The 23,675-nt window shown below is 32.8% G+C and carries 21 protein-coding genes; 9 read left to right on the top strand and 12 right to left on the bottom strand.

The genetic code is table 11. The features are described 5' to 3' along the window. Positions 1–94 precede the first annotated feature (94 nt). Together DNC80_RS06710 and DNC80_RS06705 are read left to right on the top strand one after the other, a co-directional pair. Positions 95–1,153 (top strand): hypothetical protein, encoded by a 1,059-nt coding sequence (locus DNC80_RS06710; RefSeq protein ID WP_182650324.1) that lies wholly within the window; start codon positions 95–97, stop codon positions 1,151–1,153. Between the two features lie 64 nt (positions 1,154–1,217). Further along, complete coding sequence (locus DNC80_RS06705) at positions 1,218–2,087, top strand: SdiA-regulated domain-containing protein (protein ID WP_182650322.1); 870 nt, start codon at positions 1,218–1,220, stop codon at positions 2,085–2,087. Here DNC80_RS06705 and DNC80_RS06700 read toward each other — a convergent pair. Beyond that, positions 2,070–5,795 (bottom strand): metallophosphoesterase, encoded by a 3,726-nt coding sequence (locus DNC80_RS06700; RefSeq protein WP_182650320.1) that lies wholly within the window; start codon positions 5,793–5,795, stop codon positions 2,070–2,072. The genes DNC80_RS06705 and DNC80_RS06700 overlap by 18 nt on opposite strands. Before the next feature lie 25 nt (positions 5,796–5,820). On the opposite strand from DNC80_RS06700, the gene DNC80_RS06695 reads away from it, so the two are divergent. Beyond that, positions 5,821–6,999 carry a Pycsar system effector family protein gene (locus tag DNC80_RS06695; protein ID WP_182650318.1) on the top strand — a complete coding sequence of 393 codons (1,179 nt, stop codon included), beginning with the start codon at positions 5,821–5,823 and terminating at the stop codon, positions 6,997–6,999. A gap of 2 nt (positions 7,000–7,001) precedes the next feature. Here the strand turns inward: DNC80_RS06695 and DNC80_RS06690 are convergent, their stop codons facing one another. The 6 genes from DNC80_RS06690 to DNC80_RS06665 all read right to left on the bottom strand — a co-directional run bounded on the left by DNC80_RS06690 (position 7,002) and on the right by DNC80_RS06665 (position 12,859). Beyond that, entirely contained in the window at positions 7,002–9,362 is a 2,361-nt protein-coding gene (locus DNC80_RS06690) for a GAF domain-containing protein (protein ID WP_182650316.1), read from the bottom strand. 150 nt (positions 9,363–9,512) lie between these two features. Next, positions 9,513–10,571, bottom strand: coding sequence for a nucleoid-associated protein (locus DNC80_RS06685; RefSeq protein WP_182650314.1), 1,059 nt, complete (start codon positions 10,569–10,571; stop codon positions 9,513–9,515). Between the two features lie 43 nt (positions 10,572–10,614). Then, entirely contained in the window at positions 10,615–10,881 is a 267-nt protein-coding gene (locus DNC80_RS06680) for a four helix bundle protein (protein WP_370628711.1), read from the bottom strand. A gap of 162 nt (positions 10,882–11,043) precedes the next feature. Next, the gene (locus tag DNC80_RS06675) at positions 11,044–11,583 is read right to left on the bottom strand and encodes a hypothetical protein (RefSeq protein ID WP_182650312.1); all 540 of its coding nucleotides are present in this window, start codon (positions 11,581–11,583) and stop codon (positions 11,044–11,046) included. 246 nt (positions 11,584–11,829) lie between these two features. After that, positions 11,830–12,225 (bottom strand): hypothetical protein, encoded by a 396-nt coding sequence (locus DNC80_RS06670; RefSeq protein WP_182650310.1) that lies wholly within the window; start codon positions 12,223–12,225, stop codon positions 11,830–11,832. A gap of 70 nt (positions 12,226–12,295) precedes the next feature. Then, positions 12,296–12,859 (bottom strand): sugar O-acetyltransferase, encoded by a 564-nt coding sequence (locus DNC80_RS06665; RefSeq protein WP_182650309.1) that lies wholly within the window; start codon positions 12,857–12,859, stop codon positions 12,296–12,298. A gap of 286 nt (positions 12,860–13,145) precedes the next feature. Between DNC80_RS06665 and DNC80_RS06660 the strand changes: the two genes are divergently transcribed. The 6 genes from DNC80_RS06660 to DNC80_RS06635 all read left to right on the top strand — a co-directional run bounded on the left by DNC80_RS06660 (position 13,146) and on the right by DNC80_RS06635 (position 19,043). Then, positions 13,146–15,305, top strand: a complete 2,160-nt coding sequence (locus tag DNC80_RS06660; protein ID WP_182650307.1) for a TonB-dependent receptor domain-containing protein — start codon at positions 13,146–13,148, stop codon at positions 15,303–15,305. A gap of 275 nt (positions 15,306–15,580) precedes the next feature. Beyond that, positions 15,581–16,201, top strand: coding sequence for a hypothetical protein (locus DNC80_RS06655; protein ID WP_182650326.1), 621 nt, complete (start codon positions 15,581–15,583; stop codon positions 16,199–16,201). Positions 16,202–16,254: 53 nt separating this feature from the next. Beyond that, positions 16,255–17,586, top strand: coding sequence for a 2TM domain-containing protein (locus tag DNC80_RS06650; protein WP_182650305.1), 1,332 nt, complete (start codon positions 16,255–16,257; stop codon positions 17,584–17,586). Then, positions 17,577–17,891 (top strand): 2TM domain-containing protein, encoded by a 315-nt coding sequence (locus DNC80_RS06645; protein ID WP_182650303.1) that lies wholly within the window; start codon positions 17,577–17,579, stop codon positions 17,889–17,891. Before DNC80_RS06650 ends, DNC80_RS06645 begins: the two co-directional genes overlap by 10 nt. Before the next feature lie 2 nt (positions 17,892–17,893). Next, complete coding sequence (locus DNC80_RS06640) at positions 17,894–18,202, top strand: 2TM domain-containing protein (protein WP_182650302.1); 309 nt, start codon at positions 17,894–17,896, stop codon at positions 18,200–18,202. Between the two features lie 73 nt (positions 18,203–18,275). Beyond that, complete coding sequence (locus DNC80_RS06635; RefSeq protein WP_182650300.1) at positions 18,276–19,043, top strand: LytTR family DNA-binding domain-containing protein; 768 nt, start codon at positions 18,276–18,278, stop codon at positions 19,041–19,043. 105 nt (positions 19,044–19,148) lie between these two features. On the opposite strand, the gene DNC80_RS06630 is transcribed toward DNC80_RS06635, so the two are convergent. The 5 genes from DNC80_RS06630 to DNC80_RS06610 form a co-directional block, all read right to left on the bottom strand. Next, positions 19,149–19,331, bottom strand: a complete 183-nt coding sequence (locus DNC80_RS06630) for a CsbD family protein (RefSeq protein ID WP_086453503.1) — start codon at positions 19,329–19,331, stop codon at positions 19,149–19,151. Between the two features lie 239 nt (positions 19,332–19,570). Next, positions 19,571–20,344, bottom strand: coding sequence for a CDP-alcohol phosphatidyltransferase family protein (locus DNC80_RS06625; protein WP_182650299.1), 774 nt, complete (start codon positions 20,342–20,344; stop codon positions 19,571–19,573). 52 nt (positions 20,345–20,396) lie between these two features. Further along, on the bottom strand, positions 20,397–21,419 hold the full coding sequence (locus DNC80_RS06620; protein ID WP_182650297.1) for a COX15/CtaA family protein: 1,023 nt from the start codon (positions 21,417–21,419) through the stop codon (positions 20,397–20,399). Between the two features lie 60 nt (positions 21,420–21,479). Next, complete coding sequence (locus tag DNC80_RS06615; RefSeq protein ID WP_182650295.1) at positions 21,480–22,907, bottom strand: CCA tRNA nucleotidyltransferase; 1,428 nt, start codon at positions 22,905–22,907, stop codon at positions 21,480–21,482. A gap of 67 nt (positions 22,908–22,974) precedes the next feature. Further along, positions 22,975–23,544 (bottom strand): L-threonylcarbamoyladenylate synthase, encoded by a 570-nt coding sequence (locus DNC80_RS06610; protein ID WP_182650293.1) that lies wholly within the window; start codon positions 23,542–23,544, stop codon positions 22,975–22,977. Positions 23,545–23,675: the final 131 nt, after the last annotated feature.

Below are 23,675 nucleotides of genomic sequence, written 5' to 3'. Positions count from 1 at the left end.
ACTTTTAAGAATGTTTTGGTCTTTAAATGCAAGGTATTAGACAAGAATTAAGTTCTTCAGATACATTTTTATTGTATTTTTGAATAAAAAACTCATGAGTGATCCTATTATGGTTTTTAAAAAACCGTCTTATCCAATAAATAATTCTTTACAAGAATATTTAGAACGATTTGATAGGGTTTCAAAAGTAACGGTGTTTTATGATGATTTATTACGTTTTACAGGCTCTGTGACTGTATATGATAAAAATGACCAAGATACTTTGTGGATAAGAGTATATTATAATGAGTTTGAGCGTGAGGAAATTGACTTAAATTTAAAAAAGATATATTCCTTACTGCACTCTGATGGAAATTTAGGAATACTAAAGTTTTTGAATATCGACTCTATTGATTATTGCACTTTTGGAAATTCTAAACCATTTCGAATCAAAGTTAGAAACATTTTAAATGATAATTACACTCATTTTTATGTAAAAAAAGCGGATGCTTCCCGAGTTTATGGGTTAGAATTAGAACATATTCTTTCACCTGATAAAATCAATTTCTTGGTTTATAATGATACTCTTATTGAGGAACACATTATGGGAATCCCGGGAGATATTTTTATAAAAACTTTGCTAGCTGATTGTACCGAAACGGAAAAGGCTCAAATAGCAAAAGAGTTTGTAAAGTTTAATGAACGATGCATGATAAGATTGTTGGGGGATATGCGTGCCTATAATTATGTCATTGTTCCCATACATGATTTTGATCACGTAGTTTATAAAATACGGGCTATAGATTTTGATCAGCAGTGTTATGAGGGGAATTTTAAAGTGTACAGACCTCAATTTTTTAAAGAAAATTACCCCATGGTTAAACTGGTTAAAGAAAAGCTTCAAACCAGCTCCATTGAGCAGTACAAAGATGAAGAACGCGCAGTTCTTGCCAAAAGAATTTTATCCTCAGAAAACAGAATTAACAGATTACTCGAAATAATGAGTGCGGATACGCTTTCCACCGAAATGCATTTGGAACAATTAAAAATGGAGTTGTACCGGTATACAAAAGATCTCAATTTTAAAAAAGCAAAATCAATGGGAAGTATTATGGTTGCCGCCTTTGAGTTTATCACAAGGAATTATAAAAACAGTACGGTTTTAAAAAAGTAATTGTTAAGTAGAGCGTATTGGTTATATTTGAATTGATTTTTATGGATTATCAAATTTATATATAATGAGAAAATATATTTTTATCACTCTTTTATTGGCTTCTTGTGAGCAACCATCAACTTCTATTACAGAATTGTATTCTTTACCAAAGAAACTCAAAGAAGTTTCAGGGATTATTTATACGCCAGAAGATCAGTCCGTATGGGCAATTGAGGATAGCGGCAATACTAGTGCACTATATAAAATTAACTCTACCGGTAAAATTACAAAAACAATATCCATAACTGATGCTCAAAATACAGATTGGGAAGATGTTACTATGGATAAAAACGGGAATTTATATCTTGGTGATTTTGGTAATAATGACAATGAACGTAAGGATTTATGTATATATAAAGTAGACAAAAATTCTTTATTGAATGCTACTGCAGCACCCGTTTCAAAAATATCATTTTCATATCCTGAACAAAAGCAATTTCCTCCAAATAAAAAAGAGTTGTTGTATGATGTTGAAGGTTTTTTTGAGATGAATAACAATTTTTATTTGTTTACCAAAAACAGAAGCAAAGGATTTGATGGTACGTCATTAATTTATAAAATACCGAATCAAGCCGGAAATCATACAGCTATTTTGTTGGGTAGCTTTAAAACCTGTGACACCTATAAATCATGTGCCATTACGAGTGCAATTCTTAGCCTTGATCAGTCAAAGGTAGCTTTGCTTACACATGATAAAATTATTCTTTTCGAAAATTTTAAAGAGGATAATTTCTTGAGTGGTACCCAAACAGTTCTAGAATTGAACCATTTTTCTCAAAAAGAAGCAGCCACATTTATAGACAATGACAAAATACTACTTGCTGATGAAAAATACGGAAGTGATGGCGGTAAGGTTTATAAAACTACTTTAACACAACTAAAAACCAAATCCTAAACCAAAGGCAATACGAGCTTCCTCACTTGCACTTTTAAAATAAGTGATGCGCGCAGTAAGTGCATTGAGACCGTTAAGCCAAATCCCTCCACCAATGGATTGATTCCATTTTTCAGAGTTTTCTCCTTTTAGCCAAACGCGCCCATAGTCATAACCACCTAAAATACCAAAAGTCATTGGGATAACGCTTCTTTTTATTTTACCAAGATTCAAACGGATATCACTACTGTGATAAAAAGATTGATTCCCCAAGAACCGTTCATTTCTAAAACCTCTTAAATCATAATCACCGCCTAGAGTTGCACCTTGATAAAATTCGAAATTATTATTAAGTACTGCTTTTCCTTTCAGGATTGTGGCAACAACTAGTTTTCCTTTAGCATCTATTTTATGGTTAAAGTTTATTTTACTTTCTAAAGTAGGGAAATTTCTTTTTAAATCTTCTAGATTCATTTTCCAACTTCCGGTAAAACTAATTCCCATTCCCATGGATGGAAATGCAGGGATGTCATAGTTTTCATAACTGTATTTTACACTTGCACCAGCAAAATGCTGATTTTCAAAAACTTTAGGATTTACTTCGAGAGAGGTATCTACAAACCTATTAGTAGTTTCCTCTACTGTAATTCTTTCGTAACTAGATTGTATCTGAAACTTGCTACCGTTAAGACCAATTTTATTAATGGATGGCATCACTTTTATCATTCGAATTCGAACACGGTTGTAATCCATGTCAAATAACTCCGAATCGTTTTTGGTTTCATTACCATACCCAAAATAATTGATTGTAAAGTTAGGGCTTGTAAAACGGGCTTCAAGATCAGCATCCCATCTGCCAAAGAGTTTCGGGAATTTTCCATTGTAAATAGCCTCATACCCACTTGTTGCAAAATAATAATTGGTTTTTAAAGAATGTTTATGAGTAAAAGGATTTTGCTTGTAATCATTTACAATGTAGCCTGCTACTATTCCTATTTTTATACCATCATCGGGGTTAAACCCAATGTTGGGTAAGCCAGTAAAATAATTGTATTTTGGTTTTTTATAATCGTAAAAGCTATTGTCGTAATCGTCTATCAACCTTAACTTTGTTTTTGAGTCAAGAGTGTACGTATTGGTGCGGGATTTAAAATCATGAATTTTTACTTGTTTGCCGTTTTCAATAGTGTACAAGTCTTCATTTTGACCGCCTATCAATCTTATTTTAATTCCTGAATTTGATGTTCCTTTTACTATGAATTCATCGTCATCATCTAATCCATAGATCCATATTTTTTTAGTTTTATTGGCAGTAAAATTTCTGGAATACTGCAGTTCTTCCCCCGTTTTCTTTACTCGAAATACTTGAATAGTTACTTTATTTTTTTCTTCATTTAGAACTACAAATTTATCTTTTTTATCAGTACCAACCAGTAATACAGTATGTTGCAGTACGTCATAATAAGTTGAAGCAGCAATAATAAGTTCTTTTTTTCTTGCTTTCAATTTTTGTTGTATGTCTGTAATTGTAAAGTCTATAACTTCTTTTGGTAGTACTTTAAAAGCGTCGTCTATAACGCTATCGGTTAAGTTTTCTTGAATGTATTTTGCTTGTTTTATCCATTCATCTTTAGTAGTTTTTTTTAAGAAGGCCAAATCCAGTGGATAAGCCTCTCTATTCATTAGTTTTACATTTTTTAAATTATCTTTAAACGACTGCATGTGTCTTAGTTGTACGTTTTTCATTAACACATAAACCAATGCACCATCATATTTACTGAATGCCTGATCTCTATCACGGGGAATAGGTTTGTAAATAACTTTATCATTTTCGTGATATTCGCCCCAGCGCCATTGATCTTCATGCCTATCCCAATCTCCTATTAGCATATCAAATAATCTAGCTTTGATATATTCACTTTCATCTACTGCATATTTTTCATCCTTTCGCATGTTTTTTAAAACATCCTCTGTGCTGACTATTGCTAGTGGTGTTCCAAAACTAGAGGTAGCAATTTGATTTGTAGTTGCTCGTTCTTCAAACATATATAGTTCATTGCCATAAGTACTATTAAAATTTTGAAGCGCTGCGTGTTTGGGTATGTAATATAAAACGGGATTAGTATGTGCAACACCTATTTTTGAGGCCAAGTTACCAACTGCCAAAGGGGTATACGGATGTGCTGTGGTGTAAAAATCAGCCAATAAATTTTCGGCGTAAGTGTCTTCAAATTCATCTTGAATGAATTGTTTTTTGAATGCTACCGCTTGTAAAAATCGAGTAGGACTCTTTTTTAAACTGCGCATCACATATTCTTTCCCAGTAGAATCAAAAAGTTGAAGGGAATTAGATTGGTGTCCACCTCCAGCACGTTTGGGTTGTAATCCTCCTAAAAGTGTATCTATAGTTGCTACAGGAACGTTGATGAGTTTACTATAATAATTGCGGTAGTGATTACCGAAAAAGAACTTATAAAACCCAGATTTTTTTGTTTGCTCAGGACTGTAAATGCTTGTATTTATAGTTTTTGGAAACGATTTTGAAAATACACTGGTGTCAAAATCTTTTTTTTCTTGTAACACTATTTTTTCATGAATGAGGGACTCTTTCTCTTTTCCAAAGTACATCACTTTTGAAAGCCCATTTTCAAAAACAATTAACTTTGCAAATCCATTTTTACCATACGAAAAATCTCCTTCTAAAATTGCCCTCGCCGCCTCAGATTTTGATCCTGCACCACTAATAATTTGTTTGATATTATCTCTTTCTATATATTGTAAATTGTGATCATGACCAGAAACTACTATTAAATTTTCATGGTTTTGAAGCAATGTTTTAACGCGTTTGATAAACAGGTCATACTGCTTGTTTTGAATGTCTTGCGGACTTATGCCAGATGTTTTTCGAACTAAATTGATGAGTGATCCTAGTACTGGTAATGGAATTTTTTGCTCTAATGGGAAAAGTTGTTTTTCTAATGAAAATTGTCCACCATGAGAACCATTACTCATCAATGGATGGTGCATAGCTATGATTACGGTTTTATCCTGATTTTTTGACAATATATTTTCAATTTCAATAAAAAAAGCTTCCCTTGTTTTAATATTACAGTTCTCATTTATAGTGGGGCTTTTGTCCCAGTTTTCTAGAAACCATTGGCTGTCAATTGCGATCAAACTGAGGTTTTTATTGATTTCTAGTTCCTCAATGCCACAACCATTACTAGGCATAAATGACTTTTTTTCTTTCAAATAATTCGTAACAAATTTACCTTGACGCTCTAACCCTTTTAAGCCACTGTACCAGTCATGATTTCCTGGTATAAAAATGGTTTTTCCTTTAAAATTTTGAGATAATTTTAGCTGATTTAGGAGTTTCTCTTCGGCAATTAAGCGTTCATTTGCCGGATTGGTGTCTGGTAATCCTTTTGGGTAAATATTATCACCTAAATATAGTAATGTGCTGTTTGTATTTTCTTTTTTTAATTGCTCTTCAAGGAGGTTTAATGTTTCTTTCGCTTTTGGTTCATTTGCGTTTCCTGCATCTCCAATTAAATAAAAAGTATGTGCAATTTTTAAGCTATCTGTTGCGTTCTCAGTTAGGTTTTTTGCATTTTTTCCATATTGTGCATGATGCGTTGCACAGGACGTGAAAAGAATAAAAACTAACAGAATTGAAATTCCAGTTATATAAAAAGGATTAGAAGATTTATCCGAAAATAATTTCATAATTTAGTGGTGTAAAAATATGTCCATGAATTTAATAGAACAAGCCAAGGATTACGTTGAAAAACTCTTCAAAGATAAACTTTCTAACTCATTTACCTATCATAATATACAGCATACTATTCAAGTTGTTGAAGCCATTTCATTACTTGCTAAAATGGAAAATGTAAGTGTAAAGGATTCTGAAACTTTACAAATTGCGGCTTGGTTTCATGATACGGGATATACAAATTGTTATGATCATCATGAAGCAGTTAGTGTTTCTCTGATGCGTGATTTTCTATCAGATAAGGTAAAGTCATCTGAGTTTATAGATCAGGTAGCCTCTCTTATAATGTCAACTAAATTTGGGTATGAACCTCAAACACTCTTAGAAAAAATCATGAAGGATGGTGATTGTTTTCATCTTTCGGCACCTAATTATTCTACTACATGTAATGATTTGCGAGAAGAATGGGCATGTTTGGATCAAAAAAAATTCTCAGATAAAGATTGGATTCTCGAAAATATTGATTTCCTTACCAATACTCATCGTTATTACACGGATTATGCCCTCGAACATTGGCAACCACTAAAAGAAAAAAATATTAAAAAACTTCAAAAGAAAATTAAAAAAATGGGATTGACCAAGGGTAAAGATCTAGAATTTGTTCCAACTAAAAAGGAAAAAGAAGATAAACCAGATCGTGCTGTTGACACACTTTTTAGGGTTACTCTTAATAATCATACTACTTTAAGCGGTATTGCTGATAGCAAAGCGAATATATTATTATCTGTAAATGCAATTATTATATCTATTGCATTATCAATTTTAATTCCTAAACTAGACAGCCCTAAAAATGTACATCTCATGATACCTACTTTTATCATGCTCATGTCAAGTGTAACAACTATAATTTTTGCAATTTTATCCACTCGACCAAAAGTAACTAAGGGAATATTTACCAGACAAGATATTGAAAATCAAAAAGTAAATTTATTGTTTTTTGGTAATTTTTATAAAATGCCATTAGAGGAATACCAATGGGCTATGAATGAAATGATGAAAGACAAAGAGTATTTGTACAATTCAATGATTAAAGATTTATATTATCTAGGTGTGGTACTCGAAAAAAAATACCGCTTACTTAGATTAACGTACAATTTTTTCATGATTGGAATAATAATTTCTGTAATTGCATTTGTAATTGCATTTAAAATGGGGTAACATTAATTCCCTTTATCTAAATTATTTTCATAAATGTCATAACTAGAATTAACTTGAGTTTGATTCGTATTACTTACTTTAACACGTATTGCTCTTAATCCAGATACACCCTGTAGCTCTTCAACTTCAAATTGTTCGATGCCCGGTTCAAGTATTTTTTTGAATTGAAGAAACTTAATGTAGTTGAGATATTCTGTTTCTTCGTTATTGTGTGAGTATACAATAGTTATTTTCTCTTTTTCGGTAATTCGTTCAGAGGTTCCTTTTATATGGGCTTTATCAATTCGTTTTTTAACCACTTCATATCGGGCATTATAGGTGCCGTCTACATCAAAACGTTTTTCGTCCATTCTAAACCGTATAGAAATAGGAGAGCTAAAAACTAGAATTAGCGATGTTACATCTAGTTCATAAGGCAGTGAATATTTCAATTGATGGTGCTCTTTTTCCATTTCACATAAAGTTTGCAATTGCCACAACCTTAAATTGTGCAAATACAAAGTATCGAAAGTTTTGTTTGGTGCAATGGTAGCGCCTATGTATAAGTTGTGTTCTACGCCATCCGTTTTAAAACGCTCGTAATAATGCGGATAGATTTCTTGCGCTTCAGTTTGTTTTTTGTCAAGGATTGAAGCTAGTTTTTTATTGATAATGGATATTGCATGATCAAATTTTTTCCTAGCATGATAAAACATTCCTGTTTTAGGATCTAGGCTATTAAAATATTTATTTTCTAAAGTGTTGCCATCATTAGCTTGTATAGTATTCTTTAAAATAGGATGAATTTCATTTTCTATATACAGTTGTATTTGTTGTTCTGTATCAGCTTTTAGCGGAGCATCTAGTTGCGTTAATAATGTTTGTAATTCAAAAGTGCGCTGCTCAGACAATACTAAATTGGTGTTGAATCTTTGATTTTCAAAAATTTGAATCAACGCGTTCAATTGATTTTTCAAATCTTCTTTTACGGTTTCATTCCTGTGATTTGATGATCCTTTGATGTCAATTTGTCCATACAAAGGATAGACTTCTTTAAAAACAATTTCTTTAAAATTGTAGTCTTTAGTTTGTGTTTTAAAATAAGTAACCGCTTCTTTTTTGAATTTCCAGTACACACTTGGGTGAATGGCAGTGTATTCCCGCTGAATTATGGCTTCAATTTGATTTTGCATGTCATTATTATACCGTTCCAAGGTATCAACAACATAAGGTAAAATCATATTTAAATTATTGACATTAATGCTGTTTAACGCTCTAGATTTGCTAGAAACAAGCTCAATAATACCTAATAATTTACCATTTTTTATTACTGGTGCTAGTATGCAACTTTTGATTTCTAGTGATAATAAATAGTTTCCTAGTTTTTCATTGTTTAAATTCTGAGCAAATTCTTCAACATTTGAAATGATAAAAGGTTTGTTTTGATTTAGAATACTCTCTAATGAACATCCAAATAGGGAATTATTACAATCCACCTCTGGTAAATCTTGGAGTACGAAACTTCCTGTGACATCATAAGGGGGTTTGACAAATTTTTGTTCTTCTTCGTCAAACATTATAAATCCAACTTTTAAGTCTGAGATTTTAAAAATAGAACGAAAGATTCCTTCAAAATCTCCTGGATCCTCATTTGGTTCTGTTTTAGTTTTTAAAAGGTTACTTTTTAAGTTTGATACCGCATTTTCAATTGTTGCGTCAAATAAGGATACAATTCCAAAACCTTTTAGGATCCAACTTTCTTTAGGGAATTTTTGTTTCCACAGTGCCACATCATCAAAGTTATCCATTAACAAATCTATTTCGCTAGTAGTTAATGGGATAACGTCTGCAGTTGGAATGATTTCCATAAAATCAGCATTGTACAAAATTCGATAATGCTTCATAATCCCATTTTTATCTGGAATATCATAAAACAAAGGCTTATTGTATTCAAAATTTTGTTTGTAAAACGAATTTAAAATTAAAATACAACTCATGACATAAAATTGATCTTCATCAAAATCCCTAATGGTCATGTCAAAGGGTGTTCCTGCATTTTCTATTATTTTTTGAAAACGCTTAGAATAATTAAAAGTGAAATTTTGAAACGGAATAGTTACAGCTTTGATTTCATTTTGAGTCAATACCGTAGGAAATAAATCTGCGAGTATGTTTTCTAATAATTCTTTATTTTTAAAAATCATTTCAAAATCCTCAATCCCTGTTTTAAACTCAGGAAATGGTGCCATTTCTTTTAGCAATGCCTTGGCGTAATTAGCTCTATAATCTATAGGGCTATTAGCAATTTCCTCCAGCCCATCAATGAGTTTATGAAACGAAATAAGAGTTTTGAAAGGACTTTCTTTGAAAAAAAATTGTGACATTTAGAACTGATTTTTGAATCTGTAAATTTAGGAATAAAGTAAGTTTCAAAGACTCGTTTTTTTTTCTTTTATTTCGCAAATAAAAAGGTCTGCAATTACGGTTGTAATGGCGGACCTTTTAATGTTATATTATGCTAGCATTAGGAGTTACTAACTTTTCTCTTCTTTGTTAAAATAAACAAGATAGTAATACATCTGTTTTTCTTCATCCCATCCTTTTTCTACAAATTTCTCTGCACTTTCGGGATTAATAAAGTCCATTTTGATTTGGATATGAGTATCTAAATTGATCACATTTTTTATTGATTTTCTGGCATCAGATACTGCTGCATTTGCAATAGGGAAGGAGGTAACATCCTCTATACTGTATTTTTCTCCCTTATCGCTTTTATAGTTTTTGAATTCAGGGATCAAATCTGGATTGTCTAAAACTTCATTCAAAAAGTTAGTCTCTTCAAACTGATCGTTTTTTGCAAAATAATTCACAGATCGGTTCATGAACATCACTTCTTCCTTTTTATCCTCAGCCGGAAAAACAACATCTTTAGCAAAATTTTGACAAAACTTCAAATATTTTTTAGTGATAAAGTTCTCGTCCTCAAAAGCATCTACTGATAAAAAATGCTCTAACCAGTATCTTGCATCGTAACGATTGCTGTCTACTGTAAGAATTTTGTAACCTTCTTCTTTTTTGTGATTAAAAATAAGACAACCTTTGTCCAATTTGTTTAAGCTCACTCCTTGTTGTAAAATCATTTCCAATTGAGAAGCTTTCTCTTCAAATTGTAAAAAATCAGCTTGAATTTCACTCTTGAAAATTCCGATAGCATCTACAACATTGTTATCTATGTTGAGGTTCGTCAAGTACGTTACATACACTTCCCCATTTTTAATATGAGGGTGATTAGACTGCTCAAATAAATGGGTTGTGATTTTTTTTGAAACTTCATGAATGCTACTTGGATTGTCAAAAACTTCCGTGGCATATTTAAACATGTCGTTGTAGTCTAAGTCAATCTCATGAGCAAATTGATAATAATTTTCTTCTTTTTCTCGAAAAGGTTTAAAGAAAAATTCTTTCATCAAAGGCACAATTTCATCATTAAGATTAAAGGGCTGCTCTGATAAAAAAATAGCTTCGTTTCTGCTTTTATTTCCCACTCTATGAATGGATAAATTTTCGATGTGTGTGTTATATAGGTTGATCATTTTTTTGAGGTGCTAAGTGAAAAGTTGCTGAGTTACTGAGGTTTTAATCTCTTTCTTTTATTTTATTGATGAACGAAACCAGCATTCGTTCAATTTCTCGACTATCTTCGTACAACGTAGTGAATTCATCTTCGTTTAAATAGTCTATGTTTTTTGCGATTTCTATTTGTGTTTGTAATTCAAATAATGATCCAATTGCAATATTTAAGAAACGTAAATATTCTTTACTACTGTCTCTTCCAAACCCTTCGGCAATGTTGCTCGGAATTGAAACTGAGCTTCGTCTTATTTGTGATGTTAATGCAAATATTTCTTCTTATGGAAATTTTTTAGTTGATTTATAAATTTTAGTTGTTAATGACATTGATTTTTGCCAAATCAGTAGGTTTCTAAAATTGCTCATGGTGTGAAAATAATAAATTAAATTTATATAAGAACTCAGTACCTTAAATGCTTAGAACCTTACTACAAACTAATTCCAATTCTCTTCAAAACCATAGTCTTCAAAACTATCATCACCTTCAAACATGTCTAAATCATCCTCATCTAAACCGTCTTCAAATTCATCATTATAATCATCAGCATTATCAGATTCAAAGTTTTTTTCCATTGCTTCATCTGGCATTTCTCCATGAGAGAAAATAGTTTCAGGATATGTATTCCCAACAACTTGATCTTCAATGGCAGCAAGTTCTACAAGGAACGTCCACATGTTAATGAAGTCATATACATAAAGAATTTTTGTATTCACCTTATCTAAAATATCAGATAATTGGTAATCACTCATGATTTTTTGTTCACCGGGAACATCGCCGATATCAAACATCGGAATCTCTTCTTCTTGATTCCACGTTTCATCACACGTATAAAAAGAAGCAACCTCCATCCCGTCAAAACCAAAGGAATTGAAAATAGCATTATGCAAATCTTCTAAAGTATCGTCTTCAAGTATTGCAATGTCTCTAAAAACATCCTCTTCCGCGTCTAGAATTACCCTAAATTTATAAACCATAATCTTTGTTTTTATTGAAAGGTCAAAGGTAAAATTTAATTTCAGTTTTCGATTTTAGTTTTTCGATTTGTTGATAAGATTTTTATTTTGCTTGTTATCTTGGTATCCGAGGCAACTACATTTTTGCTTTTATTTTTTTGGATAAAAACTGCTTTTATCAGTTGTGAAATTGAACTAAATAAGGATTGGTTCCTTTTCAGTTTATGCCATAAAAAAGCCCAATCAGTTGATCAGGCTTTCGGTTTTTTATTTTTTTGAATCGGAACACAAACCAACTATATCATGAAAGATATCGTGGAGCCCCGTTATCGATTTTACAATTTCAGCATCTGTACCTTTATTCGTAACAATTTGGTTGAGCGATTTGCTATTGGCTTGTAAGCGGTTTACCAGTTCAATAATAATTTCTGTTCTAAATTCTGCTGGAATTTCTGTTTTTTGCACTTTCGTTGCTTTTGCTAATAACTCATTTGAACGTGCTTTTATGGGAGCCAATTTTCCTTCCTCAGCAGGATGAAACGTTTCAGATAATACTTCGTGAAATTCTTTTATGGCAGGCCATTTATCAAAAGTAGATTGTGCTGAAACGGAGTTTGCAACAAAAATAAGGGCCAAGACTAGAAATGTTTTAAGGTGTTTCATGATGTTTTTTTTAAATGTATAAACAAATATAGTAAAATTTATTTTGGGTAATTAGCTTTGATACCTTTCACTAAACATTCAATTTCCGAATCACTTTTGCTGGATTTCCCACCGCCAGTGAATTATCTGGAATGTCTTTTGTCACTACAGATCCTGCGCCAATTACTGAACCTTTTCCAATAGTAACTCCGGGACATATCACCGTATTGCCGCCTATCCAGCAATCATCGCCTATCGTTATTGGTAAAGCATTTTCATGTGTTTTTCGCAATTCAGCATCAAGCGGGTGCGTGGCGGTATAAACTTGCACATTAGGCGCAAAAAATACATTCGAACCTATTACAACAGGTGCGCAATCCAGCACCACACAGTTCACGTTAAAATATACGTTATCACCACACGTTATATTGTATCCATAATCACAATGAAAAGGAGGTTCAATATATAAATTAGAACCTGCATTAGGAATCAATTCCTGAATGATTTCGCGCGCTTTTTTAGTCACGCGGTACTCCGTTACATTAAGTCTGTGCAATAAATTTTTAGCCCTACGTCGTTCTTTTATCAATACAGCATCACCAGATAAATAGTATTCTCCAGCAATCATTTTTTCTTTTTCCGTTTTTGGTTCCATCTTATGTTTTTTATTTTGGGCATGCCCGATAGTCTCGTCCCAAAAAACGAGACTATCGGTCGAGCTATTCGCTACAATCTTTTATAGCCCTTTTTGCAACGGGCTATAAAAGGATTTTCACTACTATACCTCATGCATTTCTACTTGTTGTAGCCTTTTGTTAATTTGTAAAAGTACTCCAAAATTAAAAACAGTACAACTCAGCATCCATTTTCAACAGTTGAGTAAGGTTCTATTTTTAAAACTTTTTTTCTCAGATACATTTGCTTCATAAAAACCAATAATTATGAAAACCACAGTCACATTCTTATGCTTACTAGTTACAACACTTCTTTTTTCGCAAAGTACAATTTCGGGTAAAGTAGTAGATGAAAAAGGAAAACCCGTTGCAGGGGCTAACATTTTTATAGAAGGAACCTATGATGGCGCCACAAGTAACGAAACAGGTAGTTTTAGTTTTACAACCACAACAACAGGAAATCAAACATTAGTAGTGAGTTTTTTGATTTATGAAACCTCAAAAACAGTAATAAATGTGGCTGCATTTGTTGATAAAACCATAAAACTAAAAGAAGGTGTAACAGGTCTTGATGCCGTTATTATTACCGCAGGAACATTAGAGTCAGGTGATAAAGCAAGAGTTTCGGTTTTAAAACCCTTAGATATTGTTACCACAGCAGGTTCTGCAGGAAATATTATAGCAGCGTTACAAACCTTGCCAGGAATACAAACGGTAGGCGAGGACGGAAGATTGTTTGTTCGCGGTGGCGAGGCTAATGAAACCCAAACTTTTGTAGATGGTATTCGGGTAGCGCAACCGTATGGTGCAAGTACTAATAATTTACCTACTCGTGGCCGATTTTCTCCTTTTTTATTCAACGGAATATCATTTTCTACAGGTGGCTATTCAGCAGAATATGGTGAAGCTTTATCGAGTGTGCTACTGCTAAACACTCAGGACGAGCCGGACCAAAACAAAACAGAAATTAGTTTGATGACTGTAGGATTGGGAATTGGGAATACCCAAAAATGGAAAAAAAGTTCGTTAAGTGTAAATTCAAATTATATTAATTTGGCTCCATACCAAGCTGCGATTCCCCAAAATGTGGATTGGAACAGTCCTTTTCAGTCCTTGTCTGGAGAAACTGTGTATCGTTATAATTTTAACAACGGAATTTTGAAAGTATATGCCGCTTTTGATGCTTCCAAATTTGATGTCAATCAGGAAAACATCAATGATCCTGAGAAAACCAGAGTGGATTTAAACAACAATAATTTTTATTTCAATACATCTTACAAAGGAGTTTTTGGAAATAACTGGCAGCTAACTTCTGGGTTGAGTTATGGATATAGCAATAATAAAATTAATTTGAATATTGATAAAGTGGCAAACGATGAAAATGCGGCCCATTTGAAATTCAAATTAAGAAAAAGTTTTTCAGAAAGGATCAAACTTTCCTTTGGGGCTGATTATTTTATGACGCAGTTCAATGAAGATTTTAGGGATAATTCAGGTTCGGTTTTCACCAATGGGTACAATTCGAACATAGCGGCTTTTTTTAGTGAGGTTGATGTTTTATTTTCAAATAAATGGGCAGCAAAAGTAGGGTTAAGGGCAGCAAATAATGACTTACTAAATGAAACTACTATTGCACCCCGAATTTCATTTGCTTATAAAATGGCCAAAAACAGCCAGTTTTCATTTGCCTATGGTAATTTTACTCAAACTCCAAGCGCAGATTACGTCAAATATTCGAACAACAATCAATTTGAAAGCGAAAAAGCATCGCATTACATCTTAAATTTTCAGTACAACAAAAACGGTAAAACATTTCGTGCCGAAACCTATTACAAAGAGTACAGCGATTTAGTAAAATTTAATACTGAAACACCTTTGTATAATTCGACTTTCAATAATTCAGGTTTAGGATATGCAAAAGGATTGGACTTGTTTTGGAGAGATGGAAAATCAATTAAAAACTTAGAATACTGGGTTTCTTATTCGTACATCGATACGGAGAGAGATTATAAAAATTTTAGCGCTCAAGTGACCCCAAGTTTTGTTGCCGATCACAGTTTGTCTATTGTTACAAAATATTTTATAACAAACTGGAAATCACAAATAGGATTTACGAATTCCTACAGTTCAGGTCGCCCGTACAACAACCCCAATGAAACAAAATTCATGAATGGAAAAACCAAAGCCTACAACAGTTTGAGTTTTAACTGGGCCTATTTATTGAGTCCACAAAAGATTTTGTATTTCTCAGTTTCGAATGTTTTAGCTACTCAAAATGTTTTTGGGTATGAGTACGCTAAAAATCCAAACAGCGCTGGAATTTACAACAGAAGAGAAATTACTCCCACAGCAGATCGTTTTTTCTTTGTCGGTTTCTTTTGGACCATCAGCAACGATAAAAAAGACAATCAGTTAAGGAATTTATAAAGGTTCAAAGTGGCAAAGTACTAAGGTACTAAGCCTGCGAATCTTCAACTTTATTACTATGAACCTTAGAATCTAAGAAACTTTGCAACTAAAAAATACAACTCATCCATTAAATTCTACAGTTCGGTAGGAATCAATTTTTAAGCTGTTAAAAGCAATCTACTTTTGAAGTGTAATTAAAAACAAAGCGTTTCAATCATCAAATTAAACAATCTTAAAACCAAGAAATTATGAAAACAACAATGAACCAAAATCCAATTAAAACAACTAAAGTTATGACTAAAATTATTGTTACCATCGTATTGTTTATCAGTTCCTATGTATCGGCTCAAGGTCAATTTGAGCAAGGTATGGGCAAAGCACTTCAATTATGGGGCGAAGGAAAAAGTACCGAAGCATCAGCTTTATTTGAAAGAATTGCTGCAGCCGAAAAATCTAGCTGGTTGCCTAATTATTATGTGGCTTTGGTAAATACAAATGCTGCTTTTGCAACAAAAGATAAAGAACAGGTAAGTTTGCTACTGAATAAAGCACAGAAAGCAGTAGACATTGAAATGGATAAAAATCCGAATAATGCAGAGTTGCTTGTAGTTCAAGCCATGATTCACACCGCGTGGATTGCATTTGACCCCATGACAAACGGACAAAAATTAGCTGGACCTGTGATGCAATTATACGGAAAAGCACAGGCAATTGCTCCAGAAAACCCACGAGTGGTGTTTTGTAAAGCCGAATTTGAAATAGGCGGAGCGAAATTTTGGGGAACCGATACCAAACCAATGTGTGCGCAAATTGAAAAAGCTATTGGACTTTTTGCTACTTTTAAACCCGAAACAGTTTTTTCACCTTCATGGGGATTAGAGAGAGCTCAAATTGCTCAAAAAAATTGTAAATAAAATTAAAACAATTGACGTTGCTGTGACTAGCAGGGAACTAAAGAATTTATAAAATGAACTTATTTCTTCAACAATTACAAAAAGCATTCAAACTAACCTTAGTAATTTTTGTCTTAATGCAATTATTTACGGTAGTTATGGGCGGCACAATAGGATTTAGCCAGCGTTTACTAACTCACTTTTTGTTCACGGCTTTGTATACGCTCACATTATATGGTACCAATGCACTTTTTTTTATGAAATTAGATGCACTCTTTGTTGAGCGTTTTTCTAAAAAGAGATTGTTTGTTGGTTTCGCGGGCTCGGTTGTCCTGTCTTTAATCGTAATTTTTTTATTGCACTTGTTTGAAGAAGTAGTCTATAACAACAAAAGTTTGCAAGAGTTTTTGGAAAATGAAAACCCACAGAGCTACATTGTATCCAGTATTATTACTTTTTTTGTTACGCTAACTATACATGCCATCTATTTTTACAAAGCGTACAATGAGAATAAAGTTAAAGAACAAAAAATTATTGCTGGCACAGCCAATGCCAAATTCGAAAGTTTAAAAAACCAAATAGATCCTCATTTTTTATTTAATAGTTTGAATGTTTTGAGTTCCTTGATTGAAGAAAATCCAGAAAATGCCCAACGATTTACCACTTCTTTGTCTAAAATATACCGTTACGTTTTAGAGCAAAAAGACAAAGAATTAGTAAGTGTAGCCGAGGAATTGGCTTTTGCCAAAACGTATATGAATTTATTGAAAATGCGTTTCGAGAACAGCATCACCTTTCATTTACCAACTGATTTTGATAATTCAGAAGCTAAAGTAGTGCCATTATCTTTACAGTTATTACTCGAAAACACCATCAAGCACAACGTAGTAAGTGAGAATAAACCATTGCAAATTACCATATTCATTCAAGATAATTACTTGGTAGTTCAAAATAATTTACAAAAAAAAGAAGTATTACAAGACCGTCAAGGAGTAGGATTGCAAAACATTGTAAGCCGATATGCCTTGTTATCAAAAAGAAAAGTTTTAGTAGAAAAAACGGAAACAGACTTTAAAGTACTGATTCCGATTTTAACCAAACAAATAGCCGCCATGGAAATTAACACAATCAGCAACGAAAATTTAGCCTATGCAAGAGCTAAAGAAAGAGTAGAAAGATTAAAAGGATTTTATGGGAACTTAATTTCGTATTTTATCGTGATCCCTGTTTTGATTATTATTAACCTGAGTTCGCCACATCCTTTTCAATGGTTTTGGTTCCCGCTTTTGGGCTGGGGAATGGGATTAACGTTTCATGCACTCGAGACCTTTGGTTACGGAAAAAATTGGGAAGAGCAAAAAGTTCAAGAAATTTTAAACAAAAGCAAAACAAACAAATGGAACTAAATAAACCAAACAATAGCGAATTTGAGCAGTATCAAAAAGCGAAAAAGCAAGTTGAGGAGTTAAAAGGGTTTTATTCGCACCTTGCTTCATTTGTGATTGTAAATGGAATTCTAATCTTGATTAATTTTAGATATGCTCCAAACCATATATTTTTTCTTTGGACCTTTGGAAGTTGGGGAATTGGACTTTTATTTCACGCCATCAGAGTCTTTAATTGGCTTCCATTTTTTGGACGTAATTGGGAAGAAAGAAAACTAAAACAATACATACAAGAAGAAAATAATAAAACAAATACCTACGAATAATCATGACAACAACCGATCAATTAGCATACGATAATGCACTTAAAAGAGTTCGAAAAATTAAGGGTTTTTATACGCACCTTATTGTTTACATCGTTATCAACATTATGATTGTAGTGTTGAATACACAAAACCTTAAAACTGGCGAAAGCTATTTTCAATGGAATAATTTTGCCACTGCCTTATTTTGGGGCATTGGATTAGCGTCTCATGGTTTATCTGTGTTTTTGCCTGCAATAGTTTTAGGCCGAAACTGGGAAGAACGCAAAATAAAAGAGCTGATGGAAAAAGAGAAAAACAATAAATGGGAGTGAAGCAAGCATTCATTCACAGTTTTCAACCAAACAAAAACCGCAAACGATTCAATTAACAAATTACCAATAGTAAATGACAACAATAATTATAGAAGACGAAAAACCAGCTGCCAGATTACTGCAAAGAAAACTTGAGAAATTAAGTTTAGCGGTTGAGGTAATGCTTCATTCTGTAGAGGAAGCATTAGAGTGGTTTTCTAACAACGAACATCCTGATTTGATTTTTCTGGATATTCAACTATCGGATGGATTGTCATTTGAAATTTTTGAAAAAGTTGAAATTAAAAGTGCTGTAATTTTTACAACGGCTTATGATGAATATGCATTAAGGGCTTTTAAATTGAATAGTATTGACTACCTCTTGAAGCCTATTGACGAAGATGATTTAGAAGTGGCTGTTGCTAAATTTAAATCGCTTTTGCCTAAGCAAGAAGTAGCTGTTCAAAACCTCGCTATTGATTTTGAACAAATCAAAAAAATGCTGGCTAACCCTTTTGAAAAAAACTATAAAAAGCGTTTTACGGTAAAAATAGGGCAACATTTAAAAGTGATTTCTATAGATGAAATTGAATGTTTTTTTAGTGAAAATAAAGGAACCTACATTCACACGTATGATAACAGAAATTATTTAATTGATGTTACGTTAGAAAATTTAGAAGAAGAATTAGATCCAAAAGATTTTTTCAGAATTAGCAGAAAGTTCATAATTCCCATGAAGGCAATCAAAGAAATTGTTCTTTATAGCAATTCCAGATTGAAAGTTATTTTGCCAACTTACAAAGAAGATGACGTTATTGTGAGTCGTGAAAAAGTATCTGATTTTAAGACTTGGATAGGATAAATTTGTAGTCCTAAAAAAAGTGTTTATAGTACTGTTTTTAAAAAGAATTCAAATCAAGAATATTTTAAAAATAGTACTGTAAACACTTGTTCATATAATCAAAAACTAGTCAAGTAAAGATTTAATTTCTTTTTCTGTCTTGCCTAATTTTTGTTGTAATTTACCCCACATTACATCTTCTTTACCTTCTTCATACAATAAATCATCTTCGGTAAGATCAGCAAATTTTTGTTTTAGTTTTCCTTTCAACTCATTCCAGGTTCCTTTAATCTCATTTGAATTTGGCATAATATCTAAGTTTTAAATTACTATTTGTTCTTCACAAATTTGGTGAATTTAAGCTGTTTGAATGTTATACAATTCTTTAAATGTATTGCATAATTCCAATAGCTATTAGTATTTAATAGTCGCTACTAAAATATATTGAATTGAAATAAAGGTGTTGAATTAGAGCTGTAAGTGTTTTGTTTTAAAATAATGGTAACGTGGCATTTAAGTAATCAGTATAGATGTTATCTATGGTGGGTTTATACCTTGAAAACAAGTTTTCTAATACCTATTAATACTAAAATAAAGGATGTATAAAAGATAAAGAAAGGAATGATGTACTCAATGCAATCAAGAGCAAGTAAAGCTGCAATAAGTAATAATTGAAAGCCTAATCCGTAAATTGAAAGCAAGGTCATAAACCAGTTCGGGAACGTTTTTACCTTGTAAGCATCAGGATCAAGAGCATGAATTATTTTATCAAAAACTCCATAAACTACAGTGTAGATGGTAAATAGAATATCAACTGATTTTTGACTTTCTCCTGGTAATGCACGCGGAGATTTATGTTCAAAAATTTTACTCGTTGTATCTCCTCCTACTGATTTTGTTCGTAAAATAACATAGTAATAATTGTATAATGTGCCTTGTAATTGAATACCAATAAACGCTAAAATTGTAGGAAGTAAAGTAGTTTTAGAAACATAGCAAATAGTCATTAAAAACAAAAAATTCAATATAATATCAAACACACTGTCAAGATATCTACCCGTGTAAGAAGGTGTTTTTTTTAATCTGGCAAGCTCACCATCGGCAGCATCAATTCCTGATTTTAAGAGTAAAAAAAAGGCTGCCCAAAAGTAATGTCCTTGCAAAATACTGTAAATGGCAAGTAATCCAGAAATACCAAAAAGGAGTGTAACATGAATGGGAGTGAAGCGTGTATCTTTTAATTGGTTGGCAAGAAATCTTCCGAAAAATCTCCCGTAATCTGATAAATCTAAAAATTTATCTTGAGCTGCAAGTTTAGACATTTTAATAATTAGTAAGCAAAAATAGATGTGACAATATAGTCAAGGACGGATTTTAAAGTTGTTTTTTTCTTTGCGAATAAGACTCTAAAACCAGGTAAAATTGAACCCCAAAAAGTAGGGTTGCTATAACGATATGGATAGTTTGTGTACCAAAAGGAAAATCAAAATAATACATACTTATACCAGTAAGAATTTCGACGAAAAGCAAAAACATAACCCAATTTTGTTTGCTCGCATTTAGATTTAATTTCCTATTTATGTAGAATAAATAACTGTTGAGCGCAAACACAAGTATCGAAAAAGATCTGTGAATGTAGAATATAACAGTTGGATTTTGGAGCCACATGACCTCTGGAGCTCCTGTTTTTGAAATAATATCTACTTGTTCTCTAACATCTGTACCCAATACAATTTGAACAAGAGTAAGAACTAGTGCTAAGAGTAAAAGGGCATTAAATTTGGTATTAAAAGTAACAGTTTTGTTATTTGTTTTCACGCTGTAAATAACCACAAGTTGAATGGCTAGAATTAACAAAGCTGCCAGCATGTGTGTGGTAATTTTATACGGACTAAGTACAGAATCTACCACTGTTTTACCGAGCCAAGCCTGAAATGCCATCAATAAACAGACTATAAAAGATAAGTAAATAAGGCTCTTTTGTTTTTTTCTATAACCAAAGGAGAGAACCAGTGTTACTATACAAGCTATGCCTGCTAACGCCCCTAGGAGGCGGTTGATGTATTCAACCCAAGTATGAATGGGATTAAAAATTGCATAATCATGTTTTTGATAAGGTACCCAATTGGATGTTTCAAAATTTTCTTTAGCAACAAAATCCTCCTTAGCAACTAATAACGATTCTTCTTTTATGATTACTTGTCCTCTATTATACTCCTTATTCGGTGTAAAAAGAAGCTCTTTTTGATCTGTTGGTGGAATGTAATACCCAAAACATTTAGGCCAGTCTGGGCAGCCCATTCCTGAACCAGTTAATCGAACAAAGGCACCTGCAAAGATGACTAGATAAACTAAAACGAGAGCTATTTTTGCGGATTTTAGAAAGTATTTTTGCACAGGAATTCTATTTTTTTGTAAAATTATCTCATTTCTATGGAGTAGGTCACTACACAATAGTTAAACTTTGACTAAACCTAATTTAGATGCTTTTTTTAGCATAAAATCAAAAGCTGCATCGTATTCGTTTGGGATTTCACCTTCAAGGATTGCTTCTTTAATTGCTTCTTTGATAATACCAATTTCCCTAGAGGGTTTAATGTTAAAATGTTCCATAATTTCCTCACCAGATATCGGCGGTTGAAAATTACGTACTTGATCACGCTCTTCTACTTCCACAATTTTTTTTCGAACTATTTCAAAGTTTTTGTGGTATTTTTTAAACTTGTTTGGGTTTTTTGTGGTGATATCCGCTTCGCATAGTGTCATTAAGTTTTCTACGTCTTCACCAGCATCAAACACCAAACGGCGCACCGCACTATCCGTTACAGTATCTTGAGAAAGAACAATAGGTCTAGAGCTCATCATGACCATTTTTTGGACAAACTTCATTTTATGGTTAAGTGGCATGTGCAAACGCTCAAATATTTTTTTTGCCATTTTCCCACCAAGGAATTCGTGTCCGTGAAATGTCCAGCCTTGTTTTTTGTTAAAACGTTTTGTTGGAGCTTTTCCTATATCATGCAATAATGCAGACCAGCGGAGCCAAACGTCATCCGTATTTGGGCAAATATTGTCAACCACTTCCAGCGTGTGGTAGAAATTATTTTTGTGGGTGTGACCTTCTATTTCTTCAACTTGATTCAAAGCCGTTAACTCGGGAAGAATAATGTTTAAAAGTCCTGTTTTGAACAAATGTAAAAATCCTATTGAAGGTTGATCTGTCGAAAGTATTTTATTCAATTCATCCACAATGCGTTCTCCAGATATGATTTTGATTCGCTCTGCATTCTTTTTGATGGATTGAAACGAATTTTCTTCTATATCAAAGCCCAATTGGTTCGCAAAACGAATACCTCTCAACATACGCAACGGATCATCAGAAAAAGTGATATCTGGATCCAATGGTGTTTTAATTATTTTGTTTTTTAAATCCTCAAGACCGTTAAAGGGGTCTAATAATTCTCCAAAATTATCTTTGTTCAAAGCTAAGGCAAGTGCATTGATTGTGAAATCGCGGCGGTTTTGATCGTCTTGAAGTGTACCGTTTTCAACAATAGGATTGCGACTATCAGACTGATAGGATTCTTTTCGAGCACCCACAAACTCAATTTCGGTGTCTTCAAAGCGCAACATTGCCGTTCCGTAGGTTTTGAAAACCTGAACTTTTGGCTTATTTGGAAGTAATTGAGATACTTTTAAAGCCAACTCAATTCCGCTGCCCACTGCAACAATATCTATGTCTTTTTTAAAGTCTCTCTTCAAAAGTAAATCTCTAACAAAACCACCAATCACGTAACTATCTACGTTAAGTTCTTGAGAAGCTTGAGAGATGACTTTGAAAATTTTATTATTTAAGGCTTCTTTATATGAAGTTTTAATGCTCATTTTAAAAATGTTTAAAGTCTAAAGTCTAAAGTTGTTAAACTGAAAACTAGAAACTGAATACTGCAAACTATTTCCGAATCACTTTCACCTGAGAATCGTTCGTCAATTTTATGATTGTCGAAGGTTTACCGGCGATTTTTTCGCGATGCAAATTTACAACATAGTCCACACCTTTTATAATTTCTGGACTAATATCTTTAAAGGCAATAGGAGTAGGTTGTCCGGAGATATTTGCTGATGTTGAAACCAGTGGCTTTCTCATTTTTTCCATTAATTTGAAGCAAAAAGGCTCTTTTACAATGCGGATTCCCAGTGAGTTGTCTCCTGAAACTAAATTTGGAGCTACATTTCTTGGTTTGTCTAAGATTATGGTCGTAGGTTTTTCGGAAAGATCAATAATTTGCCAGGCTACTTCAGGAATATCCTTAAAAACATTGTACATCATTTTTTCTCCGTTCATTAAAACAATCATGCTTTGTGTCTCAGCTCTTTGTTTGAGTTTGTATATTTTGGCAACAGCTTCTGGATTCGTGGCGTCACAACCTATGCCCCAAACGGTGTCTGTAGGATAAAGGATAATTCCGCCTTCCTTTATTATTTCGAAAGCGTTGTGTATTTCTTCGTTAAGATTTTCCATTTTTATTTAAAATATGAGTGACAATTTTATACTTTGCAAAGGAACGAATAAAAATTATTATTATACTATAGGTCTCTTCCGCTATTGTATTATAAGTATAACATCATTAAAGGTAATATAAGATTTCCATA

Origin of the sequence: Flavobacterium sp. SOK18b (assembly GCF_014156605.1) — a bacterium.
GTDB classification, from domain to species: domain Bacteria; phylum Bacteroidota; class Bacteroidia; order Flavobacteriales; family Flavobacteriaceae; genus Flavobacterium; species Flavobacterium tiangeerense.
The sequence above is the reverse complement of the archived record's forward strand: the minus strand, read 5'-3'. Positions and strand labels throughout refer to the sequence as shown.

Bases quoted from the DNA above. Each gene is read 5' to 3' on its own strand.
- DNC80_RS06675 (WP_182650312.1), bottom strand. From the start codon at position 11,583: ATGGTTTATAAATTTAGGGTAATTCTAGACGCGGAAGAGGATGTTTTT.
- DNC80_RS06615 (WP_182650295.1), bottom strand. From the start codon at position 22,907: ATGAGCATTAAAACTTCATATAAAGAAGCCTTAAATAATAAAATTTTC.
- DNC80_RS06650 (WP_182650305.1), top strand. From the start codon at position 16,255: ATGAACTTATTTCTTCAACAATTACAAAAAGCATTCAAACTAACCTTA.
- DNC80_RS06655 (WP_182650326.1), top strand. From the start codon at position 15,581: ATGACTAAAATTATTGTTACCATCGTATTGTTTATCAGTTCCTATGTA.
- DNC80_RS06660 (WP_182650307.1), top strand. From the start codon at position 13,146: ATGAAAACCACAGTCACATTCTTATGCTTACTAGTTACAACACTTCTT.
- DNC80_RS06690 (WP_182650316.1), bottom strand. From the start codon at position 9,362: ATGTCACAATTTTTTTTCAAAGAAAGTCCTTTCAAAACTCTTATTTCG.
- DNC80_RS06635 (WP_182650300.1), top strand. From the start codon at position 18,276: ATGACAACAATAATTATAGAAGACGAAAAACCAGCTGCCAGATTACTG.
- DNC80_RS06685 (WP_182650314.1), bottom strand. From the start codon at position 10,571: ATGATCAACCTATATAACACACACATCGAAAATTTATCCATTCATAGA.
- DNC80_RS06695 (WP_182650318.1), top strand. From the start codon at position 5,821: ATGAATTTAATAGAACAAGCCAAGGATTACGTTGAAAAACTCTTCAAA.
- DNC80_RS06700 (WP_182650320.1), bottom strand. From the start codon at position 5,795: ATGAAATTATTTTCGGATAAATCTTCTAATCCTTTTTATATAACTGGA.
- DNC80_RS06610 (WP_182650293.1), bottom strand. From the start codon at position 23,544: ATGGAAAATCTTAACGAAGAAATACACAACGCTTTCGAAATAATAAAG.
- DNC80_RS06705 (WP_182650322.1), top strand. From the start codon at position 1,218: ATGAGAAAATATATTTTTATCACTCTTTTATTGGCTTCTTGTGAGCAA.
- DNC80_RS06640 (WP_182650302.1), top strand. From the start codon at position 17,894: ATGACAACAACCGATCAATTAGCATACGATAATGCACTTAAAAGAGTT.
- DNC80_RS06630 (WP_086453503.1), bottom strand. From the start codon at position 19,331: ATGCCAAATTCAAATGAGATTAAAGGAACCTGGAATGAGTTGAAAGGA.
- DNC80_RS06625 (WP_182650299.1), bottom strand. From the start codon at position 20,344: ATGTCTAAACTTGCAGCTCAAGATAAATTTTTAGATTTATCAGATTAC.
- DNC80_RS06710 (WP_182650324.1), top strand. From the start codon at position 95: ATGAGTGATCCTATTATGGTTTTTAAAAAACCGTCTTATCCAATAAAT.
- DNC80_RS06670 (WP_182650310.1), bottom strand. From the start codon at position 12,225: ATGAAACACCTTAAAACATTTCTAGTCTTGGCCCTTATTTTTGTTGCA.
- DNC80_RS06665 (WP_182650309.1), bottom strand. From the start codon at position 12,859: ATGGAACCAAAAACGGAAAAAGAAAAAATGATTGCTGGAGAATACTAT.
- DNC80_RS06645 (WP_182650303.1), top strand. From the start codon at position 17,577: ATGGAACTAAATAAACCAAACAATAGCGAATTTGAGCAGTATCAAAAA.